Raw genomic sequence first — 21,796 nt, forward strand, 5'->3', positions numbered from 1 at the left:
ATCCTCGAACCGGCTGGAGATTGCGTTCACCGGTCGAAACGGTCGTCGAAGAACGGGGCCGTAAGGAGATTGCTCGCGGGCGCACTGGCAGCGCGGGGCCCGATTCCGCACTGTAAGGACGAACAGATTTCGCGTTGCCGCTAAGGGGAACGGGACACCTGCGATCGCGTCCCGATCTATTGTCCGTCCAGTGCCCTTATCTCCCACGATGTATCGCGCCAGTGACCATGCTTCGTCGGAATCGGCGCGTTACCAGCACCGCTCGATCAGCGATCCAGGCATAGTCGGGACCATTGCGAAATCGTCGGGCAAGGGGAGTGACGCCAGGGAGGCCGACGCCCCATCCGGTTGTATTAATCCGAAGCTACGGATGAAGTAAGCGCGGCCGTGAGGATGCGGTCGTTGCTCAATCGCATTCGCTTTTCAGTTCCGGCTGAAAACCTGTGCTGTCTCAGATCGATGACGTTCATTCGGCATCAGGCGTGAATCCGCATCGACAAGTCGATAGCGCGAACATGCTTGGTAAGCGCACCACTCGAAATACGATCGACGCCGGTAGCGGCGATTGCGCGCAGGGAATCCAGGTCAACGCCGCCGGACACCTCCAGAACCGCGCGACCGCCGTTCACGATGAAGGCGTGTGACATGTCGTCGAGGCTGAAGTCATCCAGGAGGATGCATTCTGCCCCTGCGTCCAGCGCCTCCTGGAGCTCGACGAGGTTTTCCACTTCGATCTGGATGCTGATGTTCCCTCCCAGACTCTTTGCTTGCTCGAGCGCCCGGCGCACCCCGCCTGCAGCAACGATGTGATTCTCTTTGATCAAGATGCCGTCCCACAGCGCCATGCGATGGTTTAATCCGCCTCCGACGCGCACGGCATACTTCTGCGCTTGTCGAAGTCCTGGCAGCGTCTTCCTTGTATCGAGAATCGCACATCCTTTGGAATTGGGCGAAACACCCGAAATTTCGTCGACATAGCGACGTGTCACGGTGGCTACGCCGGATAGCATTTGCAGGAAGTTCAGTGCTGATCGCTCTGCAGACAATAGGGCTCTTGCGTCGTCGCTGATGCGACACACGGCCGAGTTAGCTTTAACTGGTGCGCCTTCGTGAACAAGCCATTGAATTTGCGCGTCGGTGTCCAGCCTTGCCACACAAGCTGCGAACCAGGACTGGCCGGCAACCACTGCGTCTTCTTTGGCCGTGACAAAGGCTTGTACGCGTTTCTTGGGCGGCACGAGTCGCGCGGTCCGGTCCCCACGTCCGATATCCTCACGGAGCGCATCTTCGACGTTGCGCTCTAGCGCCTGCTGCAGAGTCTCGTTGCACTCGAGCATCTTTTCTCCAAACGGTGCGCCATCGGTGCCCGGCACGCACGCTATTTTTAAATGTTGTAGGACACGTAGGTCGACAGGCGAGGAATTTCGTGCAACGGCACCATACCGCCAGACAGGCCCTGACTGTCGTGCTGGCATTCAGATGTTTTCACCGTGCGGCGACGGTAGGGATCCCGTACAGCCAATAGCTGTCACCAGGCGAGTCGGGGAGTACCTGGGGCATTTCCTCCACGAAAGGCCCGGTTACCGTGGTCGCACGCGTAATGGAAAGTTGCTCGAACGCAGACGCCTTTGAAATTTTCCCTGGTCAGACATTGCCAGCGGGCAGCTAAGATCCAACATGCCCGTGCACGGACGCTGCAATCACGCCGCAGCACACCACGAAGCGTTCATCGCCGGACGTTCGATATCGGGCGGGAACACACGCCACGTACCGTCATCGTGGAGGAAGAAGTAGATTGTCAAAGCGCCTGATGGTCGCAATGCTTCCACGCAGATATAGCGTCCCCGATTGGAAGGCATCCGACCAAACTGGGTGACTCGGGCCGGCATCGCCGGAGTCGGCCCAAGCCACTTTTTGACCAGTGAGCGCAAAGGTCTGTCTATCGTACCCATCGACTTCTCCTTCAACTTTCCAGCACTGATGCAGCCAGCGACATCAACGTTCGAATAACGAGTCTGATGTCAGAGGTGACTCAATTTCATTCCGTGCCCCTGAAAACACGAGGCCGCCATTGGAGGGAGAACAGAGCGGTGCTCCATTGCGCTCAGCGCCTTCCGAAATAAGCGGTGATTCAATTCTGCCGTTGGAACGACTGTCAGGTATCCAGCGCAGGTGTCACACTTTCGCTGGAAGGCATTGCACCGTATACGAGCGCAGCAGTAAGCAACAAGGCGCCCCCGATGGCGATGAACATGGCATCGTATGTGCCTGACCATTGCTGGATAAGGCCCGCAAGTAAAGGTCCTAACATCGCCCCCACCCGCGACAATCCGAGAAAAATACCGACACCTGTCCCCCGGATTTCCGTGGGATACATTGCTGCAACCAGATTGTTGAGAACTATCTGGGATCCAACTACGAACGCCCCCGCCGCGGCGACCGCAATGATGGTCGTGTTGTGATTATGAGATCGCGCTAACACCCATATGGCTGCGGCGCCAAGTACGAAGCTTATGGCGACGACGCGTCGGCGATCGCCTGACCGGTCTGCCGCGAAGCCCGCCAGGAGGCCGCCGAAAACAGCCATTGCGGCGAGCAGGGAGCCGTAAGCAAAGCTTGCCGACAGGTTTTCGCCACGCTTGAGCATGATGGTCGGGAGCCAGCCGGAGAGGCCGTATGCCGAAAACAGGCTGAGTGCGCCCGCGCAACAGCAACTGACAGTCCGGACCCAGTAATCGCGTGAGAAAAGCACGCGCGCGGAACCGCGGTGCTCGATTCTGGTCGGCACGTACAACTGCGCCGACTCGTAGCGCTGCGCACGATCAGGACGGATCTTTCCGAGCAACACTCTCAGTTCCGACCAGCGGGCGCGGCTCGCGAGGTAGTGGGGCGACTCTGGAAGCCAATGGACGAGCACCGTAAGCGAGAGCAGCGCTGCGCCAGCGTAGTACAAGCTCTGCCAGCCGAAACGGGGCGTCAGCCATGCCGCGACAATGCCGGCCGATGACGCGCCTGCGAGCCAGCCAAGCGAAAAGAACCACGCAGTGAAAACGTTCGACACACGCGCTGGCGCAATTTCATTGATATAGGTGACGGCGATCGGCATGAGCAGGCCCAGTGCCAGGCCCATGACCACACGCAGCGCGACATATGAGAAGAAGTCATGCGCTGCGACGGCGATCGCTAGGCTCATGATGCCGGATGCCCAGCATCCGAGAAGAAGCACCTTCCGGCGGCCAAGGCGGTCGCCTAACAGTCCTGAGACGGTCGATCCTGCTGCGAAGCCTGCCAGGCCGCTGGAGAGAAGTACACCGATTTCACCCGGTGAAAGGCGCCATAGCCCGGCGACCGAATGGACGATGTAGGCTGCGTTGTACAGGTCGTAGCCATCAGCCAGAAGTATCAGCGATATCAACAGGCCCAACCGGATGTGGAAGGGCCGGAGGGGGGCGTTGTCGATCTCCTGCCTTACGTCAAGGCGTCCCGACGAGTTCCATCCCGCGCTTGCACGGGGCGCCTCAAGGTCCACGTCGGGTAATGACGCGAGAACCATTGTGTCATTCAGCCTGGCCTTCATTCTTTGTCTCCTACACATTATGAACAGCAGCGGTAGTTATATGAGCGCCCAGTGCGGTGGAGGCGCCCCGCGGCCCGAGGCGCCGTCATGCCAGACGAACCCGCAATGGCGACGCCGAACGCAAATTACGCGAGCCGCGGCGCTTTGCGCGTTGGAAGCGGGAGCGGGGCGCCGAGTCCGGCACGCGTTGCACGCTCCAGAATTTCGACGCCAAGCGCCAGGTCCGACACTCCCATCCCCATTGCCTTGAAGATAGTGATATCGTCGTGAGCGGTGCGGCCATTCTGTCCGGCGATGACATCACACAACGAGTTGACATCTGCCCAACGACCGGATTCGCCATAGGCCCGAATGAGCTCGGTCGAAAGGCGTTGCGCCGCGGGCAGGTCGTCAACGACGGCGCGCGTGCAGCGGGCGAATACATTCATTTCAAGTTCGACGCGCTCCTCGGTAATCGCCCCTACCGCGTTGATGTGGGTGCCCCGAGCTATGCTTGAAGCAGACAGGAATGGCTGTTTGGCGCGCGTTACCGTGGTGATGATGGGTGCATCGGCGACGACCTCATCTACCGAACTGGCTTCGACGATTTCCATATGAAACGTCTCACGCGCTCGGGCGATAAACGCCTGCCGCTTCTCGGGCGTTGGGCTGAAAACCCGCACGAGGCGCAGCGGCCGTACTGCTGCCACTGCGGCGAGCTGCGACAGGGCCTGCTTGCCGGTACCAATCAGCGCCATCACGTCGGCATCGGGCTGTGCAAGCCACCGCGACGCGACGCCGGATATCCCGCCGGTGCGCATCTGCCCGAGCGCGAACGCCTCGATGACCGCCTTCAACTGTCCCGTTGCGGCATCGAACAGAATCAGCAAGGGGCATGTTCCGCCGGTAGTGTGCGCCCATGTTTTCGTTCCGACGATGCCTGTCTTCGGATAGGTAGCGCCGATGGCGTGCAGGTTGTTCTCTCCCCAGGCGACATGCGTTTTCACCATGTTGCGTGCATCGCCAGTCGCCTGTTGAGCCAGGCCTCGCTCGAGCGCGCCGATTGCGTCGGAAAGGCTCATCAATGCGACGACATTCTGCTCGGAGATCCAGATCGGTGAAGTCATCTCGCTGTTACTCCTCGAAGATTGACGGGACCGGCGGTGCCAGTCGGAGGGTGTTGACCACGATCGCGTGAGTGACGTAACGCCCAATCAACATTGCGAAGGCCATCGCTTCGGATGGCGGAACGAGACTGGCGAGTGCCTCAAACTCGTCCTCAACGCCGATTCCACGCTTCTTGAGCGCCGCAAGCGCGTAGACCTGCGCCGCCTTTTCGACATCCGTCAACGCTTCGGCCGACGCCGGATCGAGCCTGTTGACCTCCGCGATCCATTCGCGGGGAAAGCCCAGCTTCGCACTCAGACGTTCGTGCTGATGGCGTTCATAGCGGTTCTCCATGTAGCTCGCCACTGTCAGTGCACCGAGTTCGGTCAGCCGGTCCGGGAGCGCCTTCTTCAATGCGTCCGTGAAATGCATGAATTGCAGGATCACGTCGGGCGCATTGCCTGCGCACTTGAAGAGTTCGCCCAGATACCCGAGCCGTTTCACGCGCGGCTCCAGATAGGCTGCGAGGTCGGGGGGCAGCGACTCCATCTCGAGCCGGGGGATACGGTTACTCATCGTTGTCTCCTTTTGACGGGTGCGCGTCAGAACGCACCGGCGAGCACGCCGGCCTTGATTTCGAGGTAGTCGTCGACTCCGTACACAGAGCCTTCGCGTCCGACGCCGGACGCCTTGACTCCGCCGAACGGAACGACTTCCGATGAGATCGCGCCGGTGTTGATGCCGACCATGCCGGCTTCGAGCGCCTCGAACACGCGAACAATCCTGTCCATGCGGGACGCGAAGAAGTAAGCCGCGAGGCCGTATTCCGTATCGTTGGCAAGCGCAATGCCTTCTTCTTCCGTGTCGAATCGCACGATCGGCGCCACGGGGCCAAACGCTTCCTCGCGAAAGAGCCGCATATCGGGAGTCACGTCGCGCACAACCGTCGGTTCAAAGAAATTGCCGCCGAGCGGATGAGGGTTGCCACCGACGGTCACTGTCGCATCCAGCGCAATTGCGTCTTCGAGCAACGCGCGGAGATGGGCAATGGCATCGCTATTGATGAGCGGCCCTTGATCGACGCCTTCTGCCGTTCCCGGGCCCACACGTAGCTGCGTCACTGCACGCTCGAATTCCGTGCAGAACGTGTCGTACACGCCCTCCTGAACCAGAATCCGGTTGGTACAGACGCAGGTCTGTCCGGCATTGCGAAACTTCGAGAAGATCGCGCCCGCGACAGCCTTCGGGATGTCAGCGTCGTCAAATACGATGAACGGCGCGTTGCCACCCAGTTCCATTGAAACCTTCTTGACGGTTTCAGACGACTTGGCCATCAGTTCACGACCGACTTCGGTCGAGCCGGTGAACGTGAGCTTGCGCACGACCGGGTTGCGGCAGAGTTCATCGCCGATGCGGCGGGCGCTGCCCGTGACAACGTTGATGACGCCCGCGGGAATGCCAGCTTCCTCGGCGAGCACGGCGAGCGCCAGCGCGGTGAACGGGGTGGCGCTCGCTGGCTTCAGAACCACCGTGCAGCCCGCTGCAAGCGCCGGTCCGATCTTGCGGGTAATCATCGCCGCCGGAAAATTCCATGGCGTAATGGCCGCACAGACGCCAACCGGCTGCTTGACGACGATAATGCGATGGCCGTCGGCAGGGGCGGGGATCACATCGCCGTTGATCCGTTTCGCCTCCTCAGCGAACCATTCGATGAAGGATGCGGCGTAGCGAATCTCTCCGCGCGCTTCAGCGAGCGTCTTGCCCTGTTCGGACGTCAGAATCAGTGCAATGTCCTCGATATGCGCAATCACCTTGTCGTGCCACGCACGCAGCAATTGCGATCGATGCTTCGCAGTGGTCCGCTTCCAGGATTCCAGCGCTGTCGCTGCCTGCTCAATCGCGCTACGGACCACTTCGACCTTAAGGTCAGGGACGCGTCCGACGATTGCTCCCGAAGCCGGATTGCGCACGTCAAGCGCTGCCCCGTCGCCGGCTTCGATCCACGTGCCGCCCAGGTATGCGGCCTGACGCAGCAGATCGGGACGAGCGAGGACGGGCGTCGCCAGCTTATGTGTTGGCATGTTTATGGCTCCTCGTCCTCAGATGAGACCTGCGCGTTCGAGCACGTGCTCGAGGCGTTTTTCGAGTTCGGGAGTCGCAGGGACCATGGGTAGCCGATGCTCGTTGACCGGCAGCAGGCCCAGCCGCTTCATCATGTACTTGATCGGAATCGGATTGGTGTCGAAGAACACTGACAGATTCAGTTCAAACAGATCGAAGTGCAGCTTTCGCCCTGCCGCAAGGTCGCCTTGGTCGACGGCCTCGAAGAGGTCGGCGACCTTGCGGGGTGCGAGATTGCCGACCGCATTCATCAATCCGCATGCACCGACCGCGAGCATCGGGAAGCTCAGTTCCTCGAGGCCTACAAACACACGCCAGTCGGGCCCGAACGTGTCAAGCATGTGCGTGACGAAACCCATATCGTTGACGGCGTGTTTCATGCCGATGAGGTTCGGCACGCGCTCCCGGATTGCCTTGACGGTCGCGAGATCCACGTTCACGGCCGCGCGCCCCGGGATGTGATAGATCATTAGCGGCCGTTCTGTGCGTTGGCCAACTTCTGCGTAATACTCGACGAGGCCGCGTTGTGGCGGCTTGATGTAGTACGGCGTGACAACCAGCAGCCCGTCGACGCCTGCTTTGTCCGCATGGGAAGTCAGCTCAAGCGTTTCCGCTAGCGATTGGGAACCGGTCGCCGCGATCACCGGCACGCGACCGGCCGCAGCCTCGATCGCCACGTCGACAAGGCGATTGCGTTCAGCAGTCGTCAGCGTGCTGGGTTCTGCCGTCGTGCCGTTGACGAGCACGCCGTGACCGCCGTTGGCGATCTGCCAGTCCACGAGCCGCGCGTAGGTGTCGTAGTCGACCTCGCCGTTCCGGAACGGCGTGACGATCGGGGTCATTGAACCCCGCAATGAAGAAAGTTTGTTCATCGATCGAGTCCTCAGGTTGCGCTCTTGCGATTGGTCTGGAAGCCCGTCTGGGTGCCCAGCAGCGCCGGCGCTTCCTTCAAGCTCTCCTGCCAGAGGAGCGATTCCATGTAGATGTTGAGTGGCTGATCCTGAATCGTCAGTTCATACACGGGCTCGTCGTGCGATGCATGGTTGTGCACAGCCCAGCCGGGTGCCGACAGCATCAGGTCGCCCGCTTTCCAGTCGTAACGGTTGCCAGCGACCATGCTGTGGCCCGAGCCGGAAAAGTAGTAGTTGATTGCGGCCGATACGTGGCGGTGCGGACGATCGACGATCTTTGGCGGACGGATTGTCATGGTTGCAAAGAAGTTCGGCGTGATGCCGTTCGTGCGCCCCGTCGTCGGGTTGTACATCATGTAGAGACGTCGGCCCACGTACTCGCTGCCAAGTGCGGCGAGTTTGTCGAGTTCTGCCTTTACGTTTTCCCACGGGAAATGGAGCGGCTTCGACTCGACAACGGTCGGGTTGATCAACGTCTCATACGGCATGAGCAGGCCGCCCTCGGTGCCGATCGGGAACGTGCCATAGGGATTCTTGCGCCGAGGATCGTCATCAGAGTGGGTAATCGCAGGACCGCTCTCGACGTCAAGCGCAACATCGAAATCCGGCACATAGATTTCCATGTGCTGAAGCAGCGGGATGTTCGAGTACACCAGCCGGACCTGGATGTCGTCCGAGTCATTGATGTGCTGATAGGCGACGAATGACGGATGGTTCCATACGTCGTATTGACGGAATGCAATAGAGCGGCCGGCAACGATCGTGCGACCCGCACCGCGAATGCAGAAGTTGACCTCAGTCGCGTTATGGCGCATGGGTTGCGTGGCTTCGCCCGGCAACAGCACCTGCAGCATGACCTGGATGCCGGGCGCGAGCCCCGGTGCGTCCTTACGCGCTGAGGGATGCACGATCAGCGATTGCCGGCGTCCGTCGGCCGGGGCCGGCAGGCCCGCGAGGCGAGCCACTTCGCCGTCGATTTCCTCGCGCGTGATGACCACAGGATCCCAGTAGTGATTGTCCCGCGGACGTGTTGTTGTCTGATCGACAAACGACGCCTCGCGCCGTTCGAACGCGTGCTTCAGCTCATGCATGACTGCCTCCGTTTTCGGTAATGGATTTGTGCTTCGGTCACGTCGCTGCGCAACCGTTGCCATCCGAAAACGATAGACTTCATTAAGGATTCGATCAAGATTGATAATTCAAATCAATATAAATGCGTTGGCTTGCCGCTGAGCCTTGTCTAATGGGGGTTCCGGCGCTCGATGTACAATTGATTAAATCTACTTTGTCAAAGGAATGCGTCGTCCCATGGCCAAGGATTTATTGACTCGAAGCGAAGTGCTCGAATTGCTCAACGTCAAGGCGGGCACGCTCTACGCGTACGTGAGCCGGGGCTTGATCAAGACGGCTCCGCACCCGGACGGTCGCAAGAGCCTGTATTTCCGGACCGACGTCGATCGTGTTCGCAGCCGCAAACGTGGGCGACCGCCGCAGATCGCCGCGGCGGAATCCACGATGCACTGGGGTGCGCCGGTAGTGGCCTCGGCAATCACGCAGATTGCCGAGGCGGGCCCGTCCTACCGAACCCGCCCGGCCGTCGAAATGGCACGCGTGGGAGTGTCGTTCGAATCGGTCGCGCAATTGCTGATGACAGGAATGTGGCAAGACAATTTCGCGGCCTGGCCGGCCATCGACACGCCGGAAGATGTGAAGCAGCTGATTGATCATTACCAGGCGTCGCAAGTGGCCACCGATATTGGCAATCTGCTCGGCATGGTGACATTCGCGTTGGGTATGCGCGGCAGAGGACCGGCGGAAATCGCGGACGGCGCATCCGTGCCGGCCGCGCGGCTGCTGATGCAAACGATGGCTGGCTGCCTGGGTTTCCTGCAGACGTCGCGTCGCTTCGCAGCGCGCCAGGCATTCGAGTCGCTTCCGGCGTTTATTCTGCGCGTCAGCGGCGTTGATGCCTCGCCGGAGGCTCTGCGCGCATTAAATGGAGCGATGGTCGTGCTCGCCGATAACGAACTGGCGCCGGCGACATTCGCCGCGCGCATTGCTGCATCGACCAACGCTGACCTCTTCAACTGCGTTGCAGCAGCAATAGGCTCGCATCTCGGATTCTCAACAGGCACGGCCACCCACAAGGTGGAGTCCGCATTGCTTCAGACGATGTCGGCCAAGGACCTGGCGCAGCGCAAGAGCCTCGTCAAGGAGTACGGCGCAAGCCTGTTCGGTTTCAATCATCCGATGTATCCTGGAGGTGACCCCCGGGCGGACGTCATACTGGACCTGGTCCAGGCACTCCCGAGACTGGACAGCGGCACCCGTAATACTCTCGCATTTCTCGCCGAACTTCGCGCACAGCAGCAGGCGCATCCGGGCGTCGCAATAGCGCTGGTCACGCTTGCCCGGGCGTTGGGGATGCCCGACGGGTCTGCAACGGCGATCTGGGTGCTAAGCCGCACGAGCGGCTGGGTGGCGCACGTGCTGGAGCAGCGCACGATGGGCTTCCTGCTCAGGCCGCGCGCGAAATACATAGGTAGCGCTGCCTTGCGCTGAACTTATCGGTTGCCCCGGTGATACGCACTGTTGCAAAAACCATTGTGGACCGATGGGTCCGAAACGGCTACCATATCGAATAAGTCAGGGGGAAAAAAATGGCAAGGCCGCGTGAATTTGATGAAAGGGAAGCGTTGCTGCAGGCAATGCAGGTGTTCTGGAGCCAGGGTTTCGAGGCGACGTCACTCACCGACCTGCTGAAGGCCACCGGTCTGAGCAAGAGCAGTCTTTATGACACGTTCGGAAGCAAGCGTGAGTTGTTCCTGGCAGCGTTCGAGGTTTACCGGTTGGAGAGAATGCGGATGCTCGACGGTTATCTGAAGAGCAAACCGACTGCATTCGCATCGATTCAGGCCTTCTTCGAGATGGTGGTTGAACACGCGCGCCTTGCCGATCGGCCATTTGGCTGCATGAGTTGTAACGAGGCCGTTGAATTTGGGCCGCATGACGAGGAAGTACAGCAACTTATTGCCCGGGATTTCCTCGGAATAGAAGATGCGCTCGCGCATGCTATTGAGCGCGGCAAGACAGACGGTTCGATCCCCCGCGATAAATCTGCGCGAAAACTGGCGCGCTTTCTCACCGTCACCCACCAGGGCTTGCAGATTATGGCCCGCTCGAAGGCGGACGTCGGCCGGCTTGACGATGCGCTTGGAGTGATGCTGCAGGCGTTGCAATAAACGGTTCCCACCCGAGGTGGGATTTATTTTGACTATTTTGGACCGCATGGTCCGTTATTGAAAAGGATGATGAACATGACTGCAAAATCGCTTGATCAACTGCTTTCGCCCGTGCAACTCGGCGCATACAAGCTGCGCAACCGGATGGTGATGGCGCCGCTGACGCGCAGTCGCGCCGGCGATGGCGACGCGCCGACGCCGCTGATCGCGCAGTACTACCAGCAGCGCGCAAGTGCCGGCCTGATCATCACGGAGGCTTCCCAGATTTCGCCGCAGGGTAAGGGCTATCCGCGCACACCGGGCATACACTCCGCCGCGCAGATCGCGGGCTGGAGGCAGGTGACTGATGCAGTGCACGCAGAAGGCGGTCGCATCTTCCTGCAGATCTGGCACGTCGGCCGGCTGTCTCACCCGTCAGTGCAGCGGAACGAAGCGTTGCCGGTCGCGCCGTCCGCGCTTCGGGCCGACGGCGAAATCTTCACGGCGGAGGGACTCAAGTCCCTCGTGACGCCGCGCTCACTTGAGCTGGAGGAAATCTCCGGTGTCGTGGCCGACTTCCGCAAAGCGGCGGAAAACGCGAAACTTGCTGGCTTCGACGGCGTCGAGATTCACGCAGCGAACGGTTACCTGATCGACCAGTTCCTGCGCGACGGTACAAACGTGCGTACGGACGCCTATGGTGGCTCGATTCAGAATCGCGCGCGCTTCCTGAAGGATGTCGTGGAAGCCGTCGTGCCGGTGTTTGGCGCCGATCGCGTGGGCGTTCGTCTGTCGCCGATCTTCAACGGCTTCTCGATGAGCGACAGCGATCCTGCAGCGACGTTCGGGTACGCCGCAGAGCTGCTTGGTCAATATGGGCTCGCGTATCTGCACGTGATGCAACTCGGCGAAGGGGCGTTCGACTTTAAGGCGCTGCGGCAGCGCTTTAACGGCGCATATATTGCGAACGGTGGATACGATGCCACACGGGCTGAGTCGGCGATCGATGCGGGGGATACGGACCTCGTTTCGTTCGGCACTCTCTTCCTCGCTAATCCGGATCTGGTGAATCGCTTCCGCGCCGGATCGCCCCTCAACGAGGCCGACCGAACGACTTTTTATCAAGGGGAGGAACGGGGCTTCACCGACTACCCCGCGATAAACGCTGCCTGATAGACAGCGCGTCGAAAGCGAAAACGCCATCCACGGCTGGAAAGTCGGGTCGGGTGGCCGACCACGCTAGTCGCCAGACCATGCAAATGAGGATAGAGAAGATGTCACGCACGATTCTCGTCACCGGCGCAACGAGCGCCATTTCAGCCGAAGTTATCAAAGGACTTGTAGCCGCGAATCCAACAGTTCGCGCGCTGGTACGTAACCCGGAAAAGGGCGATTCGCTCGCGCGATCCGGCATCGACATCGTCGTGGGCGACCTTGAAAAGCCGCAAACGCTGGACGCGGTGTTCGCTGGTGTGGACACCGCGTTCATGCTGACGCCGCCGGGTCCGCGAGCGCCTGAGCAAGGGTCGAACGCGCTGTGGGCAGCGCGCCAGGCTGGTGTACGGCGCATTGTCCGTTTGTCAGCTTTCGGCGCCGCACACGACGCGCCTACGATCAATGGACGTCTGCACGCACTGTCCGACGCCGAGCTCATCGCCTCCGGTTTGAGTTACACGATTCTGAAGCCGCACTTCTTCATGCAAAATCTGTTGATGGCGGCGAGGAGCGTGGCGGAGCACGGCATATTGCCGCTTCCAATGGGAAACGGGCGTATGGGGATGATCGATACGCGTGACATTGCCAGCTTTGCTGCACGGGTGCTTATGTCCGATGGCCATGAAAACGTCAGCTATACGTTGACTGGGCCCGCGTCGATTTCGATGGATGAGACGGCGTGCGCGCTTGCCAGTGTGCTAGCAAAGCCGGTTCGCTATCAGGACGTGCCACTTGACGCGGCGCTCCGGAACATGGCGGAAATGGGCTTTGAGGACTTCACGCTTAACGTTCTGCACGATTATTTTGTGGCCTACAGCGGGAACTGGGGTGACGTCGTGACAGATGATATTTCGAGGGTAACAGGCGCACCCGCGCGCAACGTCGCAGAATTCGCACGAGACTTTGCCGACGCGTTTGGCGGAGTACGGGTGGCCTGATAGCCGTTCGATTGATGTGTGCCGAACGGAGGTCAATGCGATGGTTGCCTTTGAGTGGATACTCCGTCGGGCATGGATGCACGATCGGACGTACCCGTTTCACTCTTCTCGCCAGAACGCCGTGTCGGATCGTTATGGCTGACCGACCCGCAGAACAGAATCGAAGTGAAGAAAATGTCCTCAATTATTGACAGCGCTGATGCCGAACCGAGTCACTTTCTCTACTTCGCCAGCGTAGTGCGCAACGGAAGCTTTACCCGCGCTGCAGAAGAGATTGGAGTAAGCAAGTCGACGTTGAGCCGGGCTGTAGCGAGCATGGAAGCGCAGTCCGGCGTGGCGTTGCTCGAAAGGACGACCCGGCGGATAAAGGCGACAACCGCTGGGCTCCAGGTGTTCGAATGTTGTATGCAAGTTCGTTCGGCAGTACGAAGAGCGCAGGGTGTGCTCGATATGCTGAGCATCCGATGCTCCGACGAATCTCTCGCTCGCGCGCCGAGCCGCCGTTGATCAACTTCTCTGCGTGGTAGCGATAGATGCTGGTCTGGAAACAAGCGGATTGTTTGTCTTCGGAAACATTAGCGCGGCACGCTATTTGTAATAGCCTGGGAATCGGCTCGAAGATAAATCTGCTCAAAATGGGAGTACGTCATGAGTGCCGAGAAAGAGAGAGCGGTAATCGTCGCCGGCGGGGCAGGTGCCGTCGGTGAAGGCATTGTGAGAGCGTTCAGAAAGGCGGGTTACGCTGTCGTTGTCCCGTCGCGAAGCGCGAAGCGTCTGGAAGCGCTGCGCGCGGCAGTTGGGGATGGGCTTGATCTCGTCGAGACGGACTTGTCCGATCCTGCCGCTGCGACGGAATTTGCCACCAATGCTGCCGCGCGGCACGGCGGAATCGAAGTGGTCGTTGCAGCGCTTGGAGGCTGGTCGCACACCGGCCGTTTGCTCGACGCCTCCGCTGAAGTCTGGAACCGGGTCTTGGAGGACGGTCTGACGAGTCACATGCGTACAGCGCAGGCGTTGGCGCCTCTTGTGGCCACAACTCGTGGCGTCTATCTATTGATCAATGGGGGCGCCGCAGAACAACCGGTGCCTGACTACGGGCCGGTGTCCATTACCGCAGCTGCACAGGCCATGCTTATGCGCGTTCTGGATCAGGAGCTCGCGACCTCGGGTGCGCGGTCACTGACTCTGCTTGTCGACAGTATTGTCGCGACGCGGTCGAGGGAGCATCCGAAGGCGCAGTGGATTACAGCTGACGAAGTGGGAAGGCTTGCCGTTATGCTGGCCTCACCAGAAGCCGCTCCGTTCGCGGGACAGGTGGTGCGTGCAGGTCAGCTGCGCCGGAAGGCAGTCTGAGACACAGTCAGGCAAGTTGGCTGACAAGGATTGCATATCATGTCTGAGAGCCTCTGCGAACTCATTGACTTCCTCAGGCGCCACTGGAACACAATGCACCGCAGGAATCTAGCGCGCCCGGCATGAGCCGAACGACTGGAGGCGTATCGCGCGGGGCCCTTTTCACTTTGGGCGCGAACGAGGTTTGTGAGTACTGCCGCGTTGGGTCGAGGGCGGCGGACGTGCGGAGCGGGCGAGCGGCGCCGCACTGCCAGATCAGAACACGGACCCGCCGCACAGGAGGCGAATATTTCGCGGTACCATTCGTTGCTTGGTCGCCATAGAAACGCTGATCCCAGGTGAGTGCGACTTCAAAGGGCGGGACCTACCCGGCGGCCCGAGCTGTAGCAGCGCAAAGTGCTCGGGCACCATGCTAGCCAGGTTGGTAGGGATCGGTTATTTTCGCTTCTGAACTGGACTGTCACGGTTCATCCCGAGTTGCCAAACGGCCGCCCTCAGCATCCAAACTTTCTTGTGCATACACCCCCAAGGTGGCGCGGTCCCGACGGCCCTTGCCCTGCTCAATGCGCAGCGTCATACGTTGGCTGTCGACGTCGCCGACCTTCCGGGCCACCACTTCGCTTGCGCGCAATCCTGCGCCGTAGGCGACTGACAGGGCGGTCTGGTGCTTGAGCTTGCCGGCCGCCTCGATGAGGCGACGCACTTCATCGGGACTGGGTGCGACGTACAGTGTGCGGGGCACGGACACAGGGTGCATCCTGACCATCAGGTCGGGCCGGTCAAGCGTAACCCCGAAGAAGAAACTTCAGGCCGGTGATGGCGTGGTTCGGTGGCACGGGCGATGTGCCGTGATCGACTAGATGCAACTGGTGGCGCCGCAGGTCCTCGAGGCCGGCCGTGTCAGGGGAGCGCCCGAGAAACCGGGCAAATTCGCGCACGATGTGCAGGTAACCGATTGAGTTATTGCCAATGATGCCCGCGAGGCTCACCATCAGGAACTGGTCGTCATCCGACTTGGTATCCCCGTGATTTCAATACAGATTACGACGACAACGCGATCCAGGTGCGACAAGGGCTAGCGCTCAGCCCCCAATACTATATTCAATAAAATCAGATACTTGCTGTCTGGTCTTTTTGTGTTACCTGAGAAACGGTCTGGCAAGGCTTATCCGGCCGTCAGGTGCTTTGACGGGCGACATGGGGCGTGTTTGGCAGCGATAATTTTAGTTATCTCTGATAGCCATGCATAGACGAGTAAAAAACTGTTTTATAACGTTATATCCGTGTGGAATAATATGGCGGAAATGGTCCTCTTCCCCGCCAGGAGTCCTGCATGCCCCGCCCGGCCGCCGTTACCCCCGAACAGATCCGTTCCGCCGTGCTGTCGATGCTCGCTGAGGCAGGCGATGCAGAGCCGCCCACCGGCGAACGCTTCCGCAAGATCGTGTCGGTACGGAAACTCCGCGCGCGGCTCGGTGCGGGCGATCCGGCTACGCTTTCACGTGTGCTGAACGCGATCGAGGCGGACGTTGTACGTGCGGGCCTCGCCGATATCGCGATGCCTGGCATTCCCGTCGAAATCGCCGAGCAGATGCGCGCGCTGTGGCAGGCGGCCGTGGCCGTGCAACTTGACGACGTGGTGCGCCTGAAGGCCGATGCACAACAGGCGATCGCGGCGGCCGATGCGGCGCGCACCGATGCCGAACTGCGCGTCGAACTGCTGCGCCAGGAATTGAGCGAGCTGCGAGCGGCGGTCTCCTCACGCGACATCGAACTGTCCGATTTGCGGGCCCAGAACGCGATGCTGCGCGACCGGTGCGCGGCGCTCGATGCGGCAGCCCAGGAACGCCAGGCGCAACTCCACGCCGCGACAGCGGAGCGGACTGCGGTTGAGCGCACGCACGCGGGCGCACTGGCGGACGTGCAACATCGTTACGAGGCGCTGTCGAAACAGTTGCTGCAGGAAACCGCCCACCAGCGCGAGGCCCTGAAAAAAGAGCATGCGCACTCCACGTCGCAACTCAAGTTCGCCGAGCGCCGTGTTGCCACGCTTGACGGCGAACGCGAACGGCTCGAAGGCGAACTCGCGAGCGAGCGCGAAGCCCGCCAGCAGGCGGTCGGCGAAGCGCTGGCGCTCAAGGCGATAAACGCGAGCCAGTATGCGCAGCTCGACGAACTGCTGCGCATCGTGTCGGCACAGGAGGCCCGTCGCGCACCGGTGGCATCCAGCGGTCTCGCGACCGCGAGGCGCACCACCGGCACCCCGAAGAGCGGCACGACGAAGCCCAGGAAGTCATGAGCGAAACAACGAACCCCGCCGACTGGATCGATGGCGGCATGACGCCACCGCGGCGGCTGTCGGCGGACACTAACGCGGCGCTCGCGTATCTGGCCGACACGCTCGGCCACGTTGTCTACACGCGCTGGACCCTGGCGGCGATCAAGGGCCGGTGCGCGTCGCTCGCCGACACGAAGGTGGCCCATCCTGCGGTCATGCGGCAGTTGCTTGATCACGCGGTCGTGATCGAGTACTGGGATCGCGGCCGTGTGCGCACTGCGGCCATGGACGATGCGCCGACACCGGAGGCGGTGCTGCAACGGGTTCTGCATACGCATCGGCGGCGCTTCAAGGTCTCGCCCGAAGCTGGGTTGCCGGCGGCGACCGGTGAGCCGATACGGGATACGACAGCGCTGGTCACGGTGCCGCAACCATTGATCGCGTGGCTTGCTCGGGCTGGACGCTTCGCGAATGTGGTGAGCGCAACCAACACGCTCGGCGTGGGCGACGACGCGCAGGCTGTCGCGCTCTTCCTGCGCGATCGTGCGAGCCGCTCGCCGCATACACTGCGTGCATACCGGACCGAACTGCGGCGGCTGGTCACGTGGTGCGAAGCGCAGCAACTCGGTCCGCTGTCGGATCTCACGCGCCACGACCTGCTCGCGTACCGGCAGGCATTGCGCAAGCCCTCTCATGACGCCGTCGACGAGAACAGCCGGACGGTGGCGGAAGCGACCCAGGCACGGGCACTCGCGGTCGTCGCGAGCCTGTTCCGCTACTGGGCCGAGACCGGCTATCTGACCGCCAATCCGGCTGCAGGGCTCGTCCGTGGCGGACGCTCGCGCACGAGCTTCGCACCGCAACGGATGCTGCCGAGCGCGTTGCTTGCCGCATGCGACGCCTGGGTCGCTGAAGCTTTCAACGACGATGATGCGCTGGTCGTCGCGCGGCGCCGCGCAATCTGGGCGCTGTACCGGTACGCCGGCGTGCGCCTGGTTGAACTCGTGTGGTCTGACGACGCGCAGTTGCCGAAACTCGACGTCGACCGCATCAACGACATCGAGTGCTGGACGCTGCACGTGCTCGGCAAGGGTCGCAAGACGCGAGCGGTTCCGTTACCGGGACTCTGCGTGCCGATCCTGAGAACGTACCGGCAACTGCGCGGCCTGCCGCCGCAGCCCAGTCTCTATGAGCATGCGGCGCTGATTCACGGACTTAAGGGCGGCTCGCTGCACAACTCCGGCCTCTACGATGAGGTGAAGGCAATCTTCATTGCGACGGCCGACCGCATCGAGAAAGCCGATCATGCGGGCGCTGCGCGCCTGCGATCGGCATCACCGCACTGGCTGCGCCACGGCTATGCCAGGCAACTCGTGGTGGACCATCAGGTGCCATTGCCGGTTGCACAGGCTCTGCTCGGGCACGCGTCGGTGCAAACGACCGCCGGCTACGCAAAAACCGACTTGTCGCAGTTGCGTGCCTTTGTGGACCAGACGTTCAGCGACCGTTGATCGAGGCCGTGTTGAGCGCGCCGCGCGGCTTGTGCTGCTTGCCTATCGGTTTGCGGTTCCGAATGCTGAGCGTGCTGGCGTTGCCTGATCGAGCACATACGCTATCCAGTTCGGGGGCAGACGACTGAGTCCGGCGACAAGCAGTCATTGCGCAGACGTCATGCAATGGCCGCTTGAGGATGAAGCATAGTCATTGGAAACGCCTGGCAACGACACAGGTAGCTCTACGCAAGACACGCATTTGAATCGCCAGACCATCCAACGATTAACGTCAACCGGCATGTCAACCGGCGGGCTGGCTTCTGTAGGCCATGGCAAACGAGTTTACGGTCCTCAACTATGGCTTTCACGTCGCCCCCGGGAAAGCGCGACGCCTCAGACCAACCACCGCTTGATCGCCTCAACCATCGTCGACGTGGAAATTCCGTAGCGGTCATGGAGCGTAGGTAACGCACCGGCAGCAAGGAACGCATCCGGCAGTCCCACCTGCCGGAACGGACAGGACACGCCCGCGCGCATCAGTTCCGCCGCCACCGCTTCGCCGAGACCGCCAATTACCGTGTGGTTCTCCGCTACCACCACGAGTCGGCCCGAGCGCTTCGCTTCGCGCAGAATCGTCTCGGTGTCGAGCGGCTTGATGGTCGGTACGTGCAGCACGCCCACGTCGATCCGATCGTTTTCAAACGCCTTCGCCGCTTCAAGTGCGCGCATCGTCATGATGCCGGACGAGATGATCAGCACGTCGGCGCCGTCGCGCCACATCTTCGCTTTGCCGAGTTCGAAGGTGTAGTCGTATTCGTCGAGCACAGCAGGTACGTTGCCGCGTAGCAGGCGCGCATACACCGGTCCCTTATGTGCGGAAATCGCCGGCACCATCTGCTCGATATCGAGCGCATCGCACGGGTCGATCACGGTCATGTTCGGCATCGCGCGCATCAACGCGAGGTCTTCAGCCGCCTGGTGGCTCGGACCATAGCCAGTAGTCAGACCCGGCAATGCGCAGACGATCTTGACGTCGAGGTTATCCTCGGCGATCGCCTGATGCATGAAGTCATAGGCGCGGCGCGTAGCGAATACCGCATAGGTCGTGACGAACGGTTGCGCGCCTTCGTGCGCAAGGCCGGCCGCCGCGCCCATCCAGCAATTGCTCCGCCATGCCCATCTGGTAGTAGCGCTCGGGAAACTCCCTGGCGAAAATGTGCAGGTCGGTGTACTTGCCGAGGTCGGCCGTCATGCCGACGACGTTCGTGTTCTGCCGTGCCAATTCCACCAGTGCGTGGCCGAACGGCGCCGAACGCGTGATCTGTCCTTCGCCGGCGATTGAGGCGATCATCGCCGAGGTCTTCAGGCGCGGCTTGCTTGTCGTTGCGTTGCTCATGCTTGTCTCCCTGCTTCGAGTGCCTGCAGCGCCAATTGCCATTCGTGGGCATCGACGCGGATAAAGTGGTTCTTCTCGCGTTCTTCGAGAAACGGCACGCCGCAACCCATGCGTGTATCGGCGATGATCATGCGCGGTTGCGCAATGGGATGCGCGCGGGCCGCGTCGAACGCAGCGGCCACGGCGGCGATATCGTTGCCGTCGACGCGTTGTGTAAACCAGCCGAACGCATTCAGCTTTTCGACGAGCGGCTCGAACGCCATGACCTGCGTCGACGGGCCGTCGGCCTGCTGGTTGTTCACGTCGACCACCGCGATCAGGTTGTCAAGCTTCCAGTGACTGGCCGACATGATGCTTTCCCAGATCGCGCCTTCATCGAGTTCGCCGTCGGAGAAGAGCGTGTACACGAACGAAGCGGAATGCTTACGTTTGAGTCCAAGACAACGGCCGACCGCGATGGTCAGTCCGTGGCCGAGCGAACCACCGGACATTTCCATGCCAGGCGTATAGCTAGCCATGCCGGACATTGGCAAGCGGCTATCGTCGCTACCGTAGGTTTCGAGCTCTTCGGCCGGCAGAATGCCTGCTTCGAGCAGCGCCGCATACAGCGCGATCGCGTAATGTCCGTTGGACAGCAGGAAGCGGTCGCGCTCTTCCCACTCAGGGTCTTCCGGGCGATAGCGCATCGCGCCAAAATAAGCAACGGCCAGCACATCGGCGATGTCGAGCGCCTGCCCGATGTAGCCTTGTCCCTGGACTTCGCCCATCAACAGGGCGTTTCTGCGGATACGGTAAGCGTGCTCGGCAAGCGATGCCGTCGACGCTTTGGATGGACTGTTCATGTTGTCTCCTGTGATCAGTCGGAATGGGTGAAGGAGGTTCAGCGGTTCACTGATTTCGCGGGCACCAGGAAGACAAGGCAGGCACCGAGCGTGATAGCGGTCGAGATGAAGATCAGCCCCGCTGTTGATTTACCTGTCAGGTCGTTCAGCCGGCGCGAGCCTCATCGGTGTCAACAGCTGCCGTCAGTGTCTGAATTTCCACCGCGATCCGGTGAAGACGTTTATCGATAACCCAAATCTGATGAGCGATCCGCAATGGCGTCGAGGCTATGCGTTGCTCAAGCGCTACGACCTGTCGTTCGATCTGCAGCTCTACTACACCCAGATGGAAGACGCCTTGTCTCTCGCACGGGAGTTTCCCGATACGCTGATGGTGCTCAACCACACCGGCATGCCAGTCGACCGGACCCCGGAAGAGATCGAAGGCTGGAAGCAGGGCATGAAATCGCTCGCATCGGCTCCGAACATTTTCTGCAAGATATCCGGGCTGGGCATGGGTGACTGGAAATGGACGGTGGATAGCATCCGGCCGTTCGTGCTGCACGCGATTGAAGCGTTCGGCGTAAACCGCTGTATGTTCGCGAGCAATTTCCCGGTCGACAAACTGTTTAGCAGCTATGACGCGGTTTTCAACGCATTCAAGGAAATTACGCAAGAATTTTCGTCCGACGAGCGGCGCGCGCTATTTCACGACAATGCGGAGCGGGTGTACAGGCTCTGACATCAGCGATACTGCGATGTGGCTCTCCACAGGGTGTGGCCCGATACGCTTTTGTTTCGAACTTTGGGGAGGACAGTGACCTTGCCAACATGCTGCATCTGCTCACCCTCTGGTTCGAGCACCGGCTGTTCCTGACCGCGACACCCCACAACGGCCACACCCGATGCTTCTCGGGCCTCCTGGAGCAGCTCGATCCTGTCCGCTTCGCCCGGCACCCCGGGGTAGGCAAACCGGCTGCCCGCGACAAAGTCCACGGCAATCGTCAGTTCCGCGCCGAAATCGACGCCTTGCACATACCAGGGCGCCTTGATTCCCAGGGCGGCTTCAAACAGTTGGGTCTGGTTCGTCATAACTTGCTTTGTCTCGCAGGGCTGGTTGCCGCATTCTGCCGCACCCAGCCCTGCCTCAGCTTATTTACCCCACGCGCGTCAAGTGTTCGCATCGGCGGCCTTGCGCCCGCACTTGACCCGCCAGTCCACCCACTCGAGATTCGAAAGAGGCAAATTTGAACCGGCGCTTCGATTAAAGCTGAACTATCTGGGTCTTGGTTTACTTATTGTAAGTTTGAACTTTCGTGGCGCTGTTCCACCTGCCGGGGCATCCGAGAGCGGACGTTCCAGCGCTGCGAGAAGTCCCAGTGCCTC

At 60.8% G+C, this 21,796-nt stretch carries 17 protein-coding genes and 3 pseudogenes; 9 read left to right on the top strand and 11 right to left on the bottom strand.

Annotation, left to right across the window (positions count from 1 at the left end):
• Positions 1–476 precede the first annotated feature (476 nt).
• The 7 genes from nadC to OKW40_RS03470 all read right to left on the bottom strand — a co-directional run bounded on the left by nadC (position 477) and on the right by OKW40_RS03470 (position 8,786).
• Positions 477–1,337, bottom strand: a complete 861-nt coding sequence (gene nadC, locus OKW40_RS03440; RefSeq protein WP_429488175.1) for a carboxylating nicotinate-nucleotide diphosphorylase — start codon at positions 1,335–1,337, stop codon at positions 477–479.
• Positions 1,338–2,155: 818 nt separating this feature from the next.
• Positions 2,156–3,577 (bottom strand): MFS transporter, encoded by a 1,422-nt coding sequence (locus tag OKW40_RS03445; RefSeq protein ID WP_429488177.1) that lies wholly within the window; start codon positions 3,575–3,577, stop codon positions 2,156–2,158.
• A gap of 125 nt (positions 3,578–3,702) precedes the next feature.
• Complete coding sequence (locus OKW40_RS03450; protein WP_429488179.1) at positions 3,703–4,683, bottom strand: ornithine cyclodeaminase family protein; 981 nt, start codon at positions 4,681–4,683, stop codon at positions 3,703–3,705.
• A 7-nt stretch (positions 4,684–4,690) separates the two neighbouring features.
• A complete protein-coding gene (locus OKW40_RS03455; protein WP_429488181.1) occupies positions 4,691–5,212 on the bottom strand; it encodes a hypothetical protein in 522 nt (173 codons plus the stop codon).
• Between the two features lie 53 nt (positions 5,213–5,265).
• Positions 5,266–6,744 carry an NAD-dependent succinate-semialdehyde dehydrogenase gene (locus tag OKW40_RS03460; protein ID WP_429488183.1) on the bottom strand — a complete coding sequence of 493 codons (1,479 nt, stop codon included), beginning with the start codon at positions 6,742–6,744 and terminating at the stop codon, positions 5,266–5,268.
• 18 nt (positions 6,745–6,762) lie between these two features.
• Positions 6,763–7,626: a 4-hydroxy-tetrahydrodipicolinate synthase gene (gene dapA / locus OKW40_RS03465; protein WP_429488185.1), complete on the bottom strand. Its 864-nt coding sequence runs from the start codon at positions 7,624–7,626 to the stop codon at positions 6,763–6,765.
• Positions 7,627–7,667: 41 nt separating this feature from the next.
• Complete coding sequence (locus OKW40_RS03470; RefSeq protein ID WP_120294783.1) at positions 7,668–8,786, bottom strand: cupin domain-containing protein; 1,119 nt, start codon at positions 8,784–8,786, stop codon at positions 7,668–7,670.
• A gap of 217 nt (positions 8,787–9,003) precedes the next feature.
• Between OKW40_RS03470 and OKW40_RS03475 the strand changes: the two genes are divergently transcribed.
• The 6 genes from OKW40_RS03475 (at position 9,004) to OKW40_RS03500 (ending at position 14,422) form a co-directional block, all read left to right on the top strand.
• Positions 9,004–10,257 carry a citrate/2-methylcitrate synthase gene (locus OKW40_RS03475; protein ID WP_429488187.1) on the top strand — a complete coding sequence of 418 codons (1,254 nt, stop codon included), beginning with the start codon at positions 9,004–9,006 and terminating at the stop codon, positions 10,255–10,257.
• Positions 10,258–10,355: 98 nt separating this feature from the next.
• Positions 10,356–10,937, top strand: coding sequence for a TetR/AcrR family transcriptional regulator (locus OKW40_RS03480; RefSeq protein WP_429488189.1), 582 nt, complete (start codon positions 10,356–10,358; stop codon positions 10,935–10,937).
• A gap of 66 nt (positions 10,938–11,003) precedes the next feature.
• Positions 11,004–12,089 (top strand): alkene reductase, encoded by a 1,086-nt coding sequence (locus tag OKW40_RS03485; RefSeq protein WP_429488191.1) that lies wholly within the window; start codon positions 11,004–11,006, stop codon positions 12,087–12,089.
• 101 nt (positions 12,090–12,190) lie between these two features.
• Complete coding sequence (locus OKW40_RS03490; protein WP_429488193.1) at positions 12,191–13,069, top strand: SDR family oxidoreductase; 879 nt, start codon at positions 12,191–12,193, stop codon at positions 13,067–13,069.
• Between the two features lie 54 nt (positions 13,070–13,123).
• The gene (locus OKW40_RS03495) at positions 13,124–13,576 is read left to right on the top strand and encodes a LysR family transcriptional regulator (RefSeq protein WP_429488195.1); all 453 of its coding nucleotides are present in this window, start codon (positions 13,124–13,126) and stop codon (positions 13,574–13,576) included.
• A gap of 141 nt (positions 13,577–13,717) precedes the next feature.
• Positions 13,718–14,422, top strand: coding sequence for an SDR family NAD(P)-dependent oxidoreductase (locus OKW40_RS03500; RefSeq protein ID WP_429488197.1), 705 nt, complete (start codon positions 13,718–13,720; stop codon positions 14,420–14,422).
• 535 nt (positions 14,423–14,957) lie between these two features.
• Here OKW40_RS03500 and OKW40_RS03505 read toward each other — a convergent pair.
• A pseudogene (locus tag OKW40_RS03505) lies at positions 14,958–15,372 on the bottom strand (tyrosine-type recombinase/integrase); the annotation flags it as partial.
• A gap of 383 nt (positions 15,373–15,755) precedes the next feature.
• Between OKW40_RS03505 and OKW40_RS03510 the strand changes: the two are divergent.
• Together OKW40_RS03510 and OKW40_RS03515 are read left to right on the top strand one after the other, a co-directional pair.
• A complete protein-coding gene (locus tag OKW40_RS03510; RefSeq protein ID WP_429488199.1) occupies positions 15,756–16,721 on the top strand; it encodes a DNA-binding protein in 966 nt (321 codons plus the stop codon).
• The gene (locus tag OKW40_RS03515; protein WP_429488201.1) at positions 16,718–18,211 is read left to right on the top strand and encodes a tyrosine-type recombinase/integrase; all 1,494 of its coding nucleotides are present in this window, start codon (positions 16,718–16,720) and stop codon (positions 18,209–18,211) included. The genes OKW40_RS03510 and OKW40_RS03515 overlap by 4 nt, the downstream gene beginning before the upstream one ends.
• Before the next feature lie 375 nt (positions 18,212–18,586).
• Here OKW40_RS03515 and OKW40_RS03520 read toward each other — a convergent pair.
• Both OKW40_RS03520 and OKW40_RS03525 read right to left on the bottom strand, forming a co-directional pair.
• Positions 18,587–19,589, bottom strand: a pseudogene (locus tag OKW40_RS03520) (transketolase family protein).
• A complete protein-coding gene (locus OKW40_RS03525; RefSeq protein ID WP_429488203.1) occupies positions 19,586–20,431 on the bottom strand; it encodes a transketolase in 846 nt (281 codons plus the stop codon). Before OKW40_RS03525 ends, OKW40_RS03520 begins: the two are co-directional and overlap by 4 nt.
• Positions 20,432–20,672: 241 nt before the next feature.
• Between OKW40_RS03525 and OKW40_RS03530 the strand changes: the two genes are divergently transcribed.
• On the top strand, positions 20,673–21,152 hold the full coding sequence (locus tag OKW40_RS03530) for an amidohydrolase family protein (protein WP_429488205.1): 480 nt from the start codon (positions 20,673–20,675) through the stop codon (positions 21,150–21,152).
• A gap of 206 nt (positions 21,153–21,358) precedes the next feature.
• Here OKW40_RS03530 and OKW40_RS03535 read toward each other — a convergent pair.
• Positions 21,359–21,502: pseudogene (locus tag OKW40_RS03535) on the bottom strand (ISL3 family transposase); the annotation flags it as partial.
• Between the last annotated feature and the right edge of the window lie 294 nt (positions 21,503–21,796).

This window comes from Paraburkholderia sp. RAU6.4a (assembly GCF_050435625.1).
Taxonomy (GTDB): domain Bacteria; phylum Pseudomonadota; class Gammaproteobacteria; order Burkholderiales; family Burkholderiaceae; genus Paraburkholderia; species Paraburkholderia tuberum.

Coding starts and splice junctions, on each gene's coding strand:
- nadC (WP_429488175.1), bottom strand. CDS start 1,337: ATGCTCGAGTGCAACGAGACTCTGCAGCAGGCGCTAGAGCGCAACGTC.
- OKW40_RS03450 (WP_429488179.1), bottom strand. CDS start 4,683: ATGACTTCACCGATCTGGATCTCCGAGCAGAATGTCGTCGCATTGATG.
- OKW40_RS03480 (WP_429488189.1), top strand. CDS start 10,356: ATGGCAAGGCCGCGTGAATTTGATGAAAGGGAAGCGTTGCTGCAGGCA.
- OKW40_RS03510 (WP_429488199.1), top strand. CDS start 15,756: ATGCCCCGCCCGGCCGCCGTTACCCCCGAACAGATCCGTTCCGCCGTG.
- OKW40_RS03525 (WP_429488203.1), bottom strand. CDS start 20,431: ATGAACAGTCCATCCAAAGCGTCGACGGCATCGCTTGCCGAGCACGCT.
- OKW40_RS03455 (WP_429488181.1), bottom strand. CDS start 5,212: ATGGAGTCGCTGCCCCCCGACCTCGCAGCCTATCTGGAGCCGCGCGTG.
- OKW40_RS03490 (WP_429488193.1), top strand. CDS start 12,191: ATGTCACGCACGATTCTCGTCACCGGCGCAACGAGCGCCATTTCAGCC.
- OKW40_RS03460 (WP_429488183.1), bottom strand. CDS start 6,744: ATGCCAACACATAAGCTGGCGACGCCCGTCCTCGCTCGTCCCGATCTG.
- OKW40_RS03475 (WP_429488187.1), top strand. CDS start 9,004: ATGGCCAAGGATTTATTGACTCGAAGCGAAGTGCTCGAATTGCTCAAC.
- OKW40_RS03445 (WP_429488177.1), bottom strand. CDS start 3,577: ATGAAGGCCAGGCTGAATGACACAATGGTTCTCGCGTCATTACCCGAC.
- OKW40_RS03470 (WP_120294783.1), bottom strand. CDS start 8,786: ATGCATGAGCTGAAGCACGCGTTCGAACGGCGCGAGGCGTCGTTTGTC.
- OKW40_RS03500 (WP_429488197.1), top strand. CDS start 13,718: ATGAGTGCCGAGAAAGAGAGAGCGGTAATCGTCGCCGGCGGGGCAGGT.
- dapA (WP_429488185.1), bottom strand. CDS start 7,626: ATGACCCCGATCGTCACGCCGTTCCGGAACGGCGAGGTCGACTACGAC.
- OKW40_RS03515 (WP_429488201.1), top strand. CDS start 16,718: ATGAGCGAAACAACGAACCCCGCCGACTGGATCGATGGCGGCATGACG.
- OKW40_RS03485 (WP_429488191.1), top strand. CDS start 11,004: ATGATGAACATGACTGCAAAATCGCTTGATCAACTGCTTTCGCCCGTG.
- OKW40_RS03530 (WP_429488205.1), top strand. CDS start 20,673: ATGAGCGATCCGCAATGGCGTCGAGGCTATGCGTTGCTCAAGCGCTAC.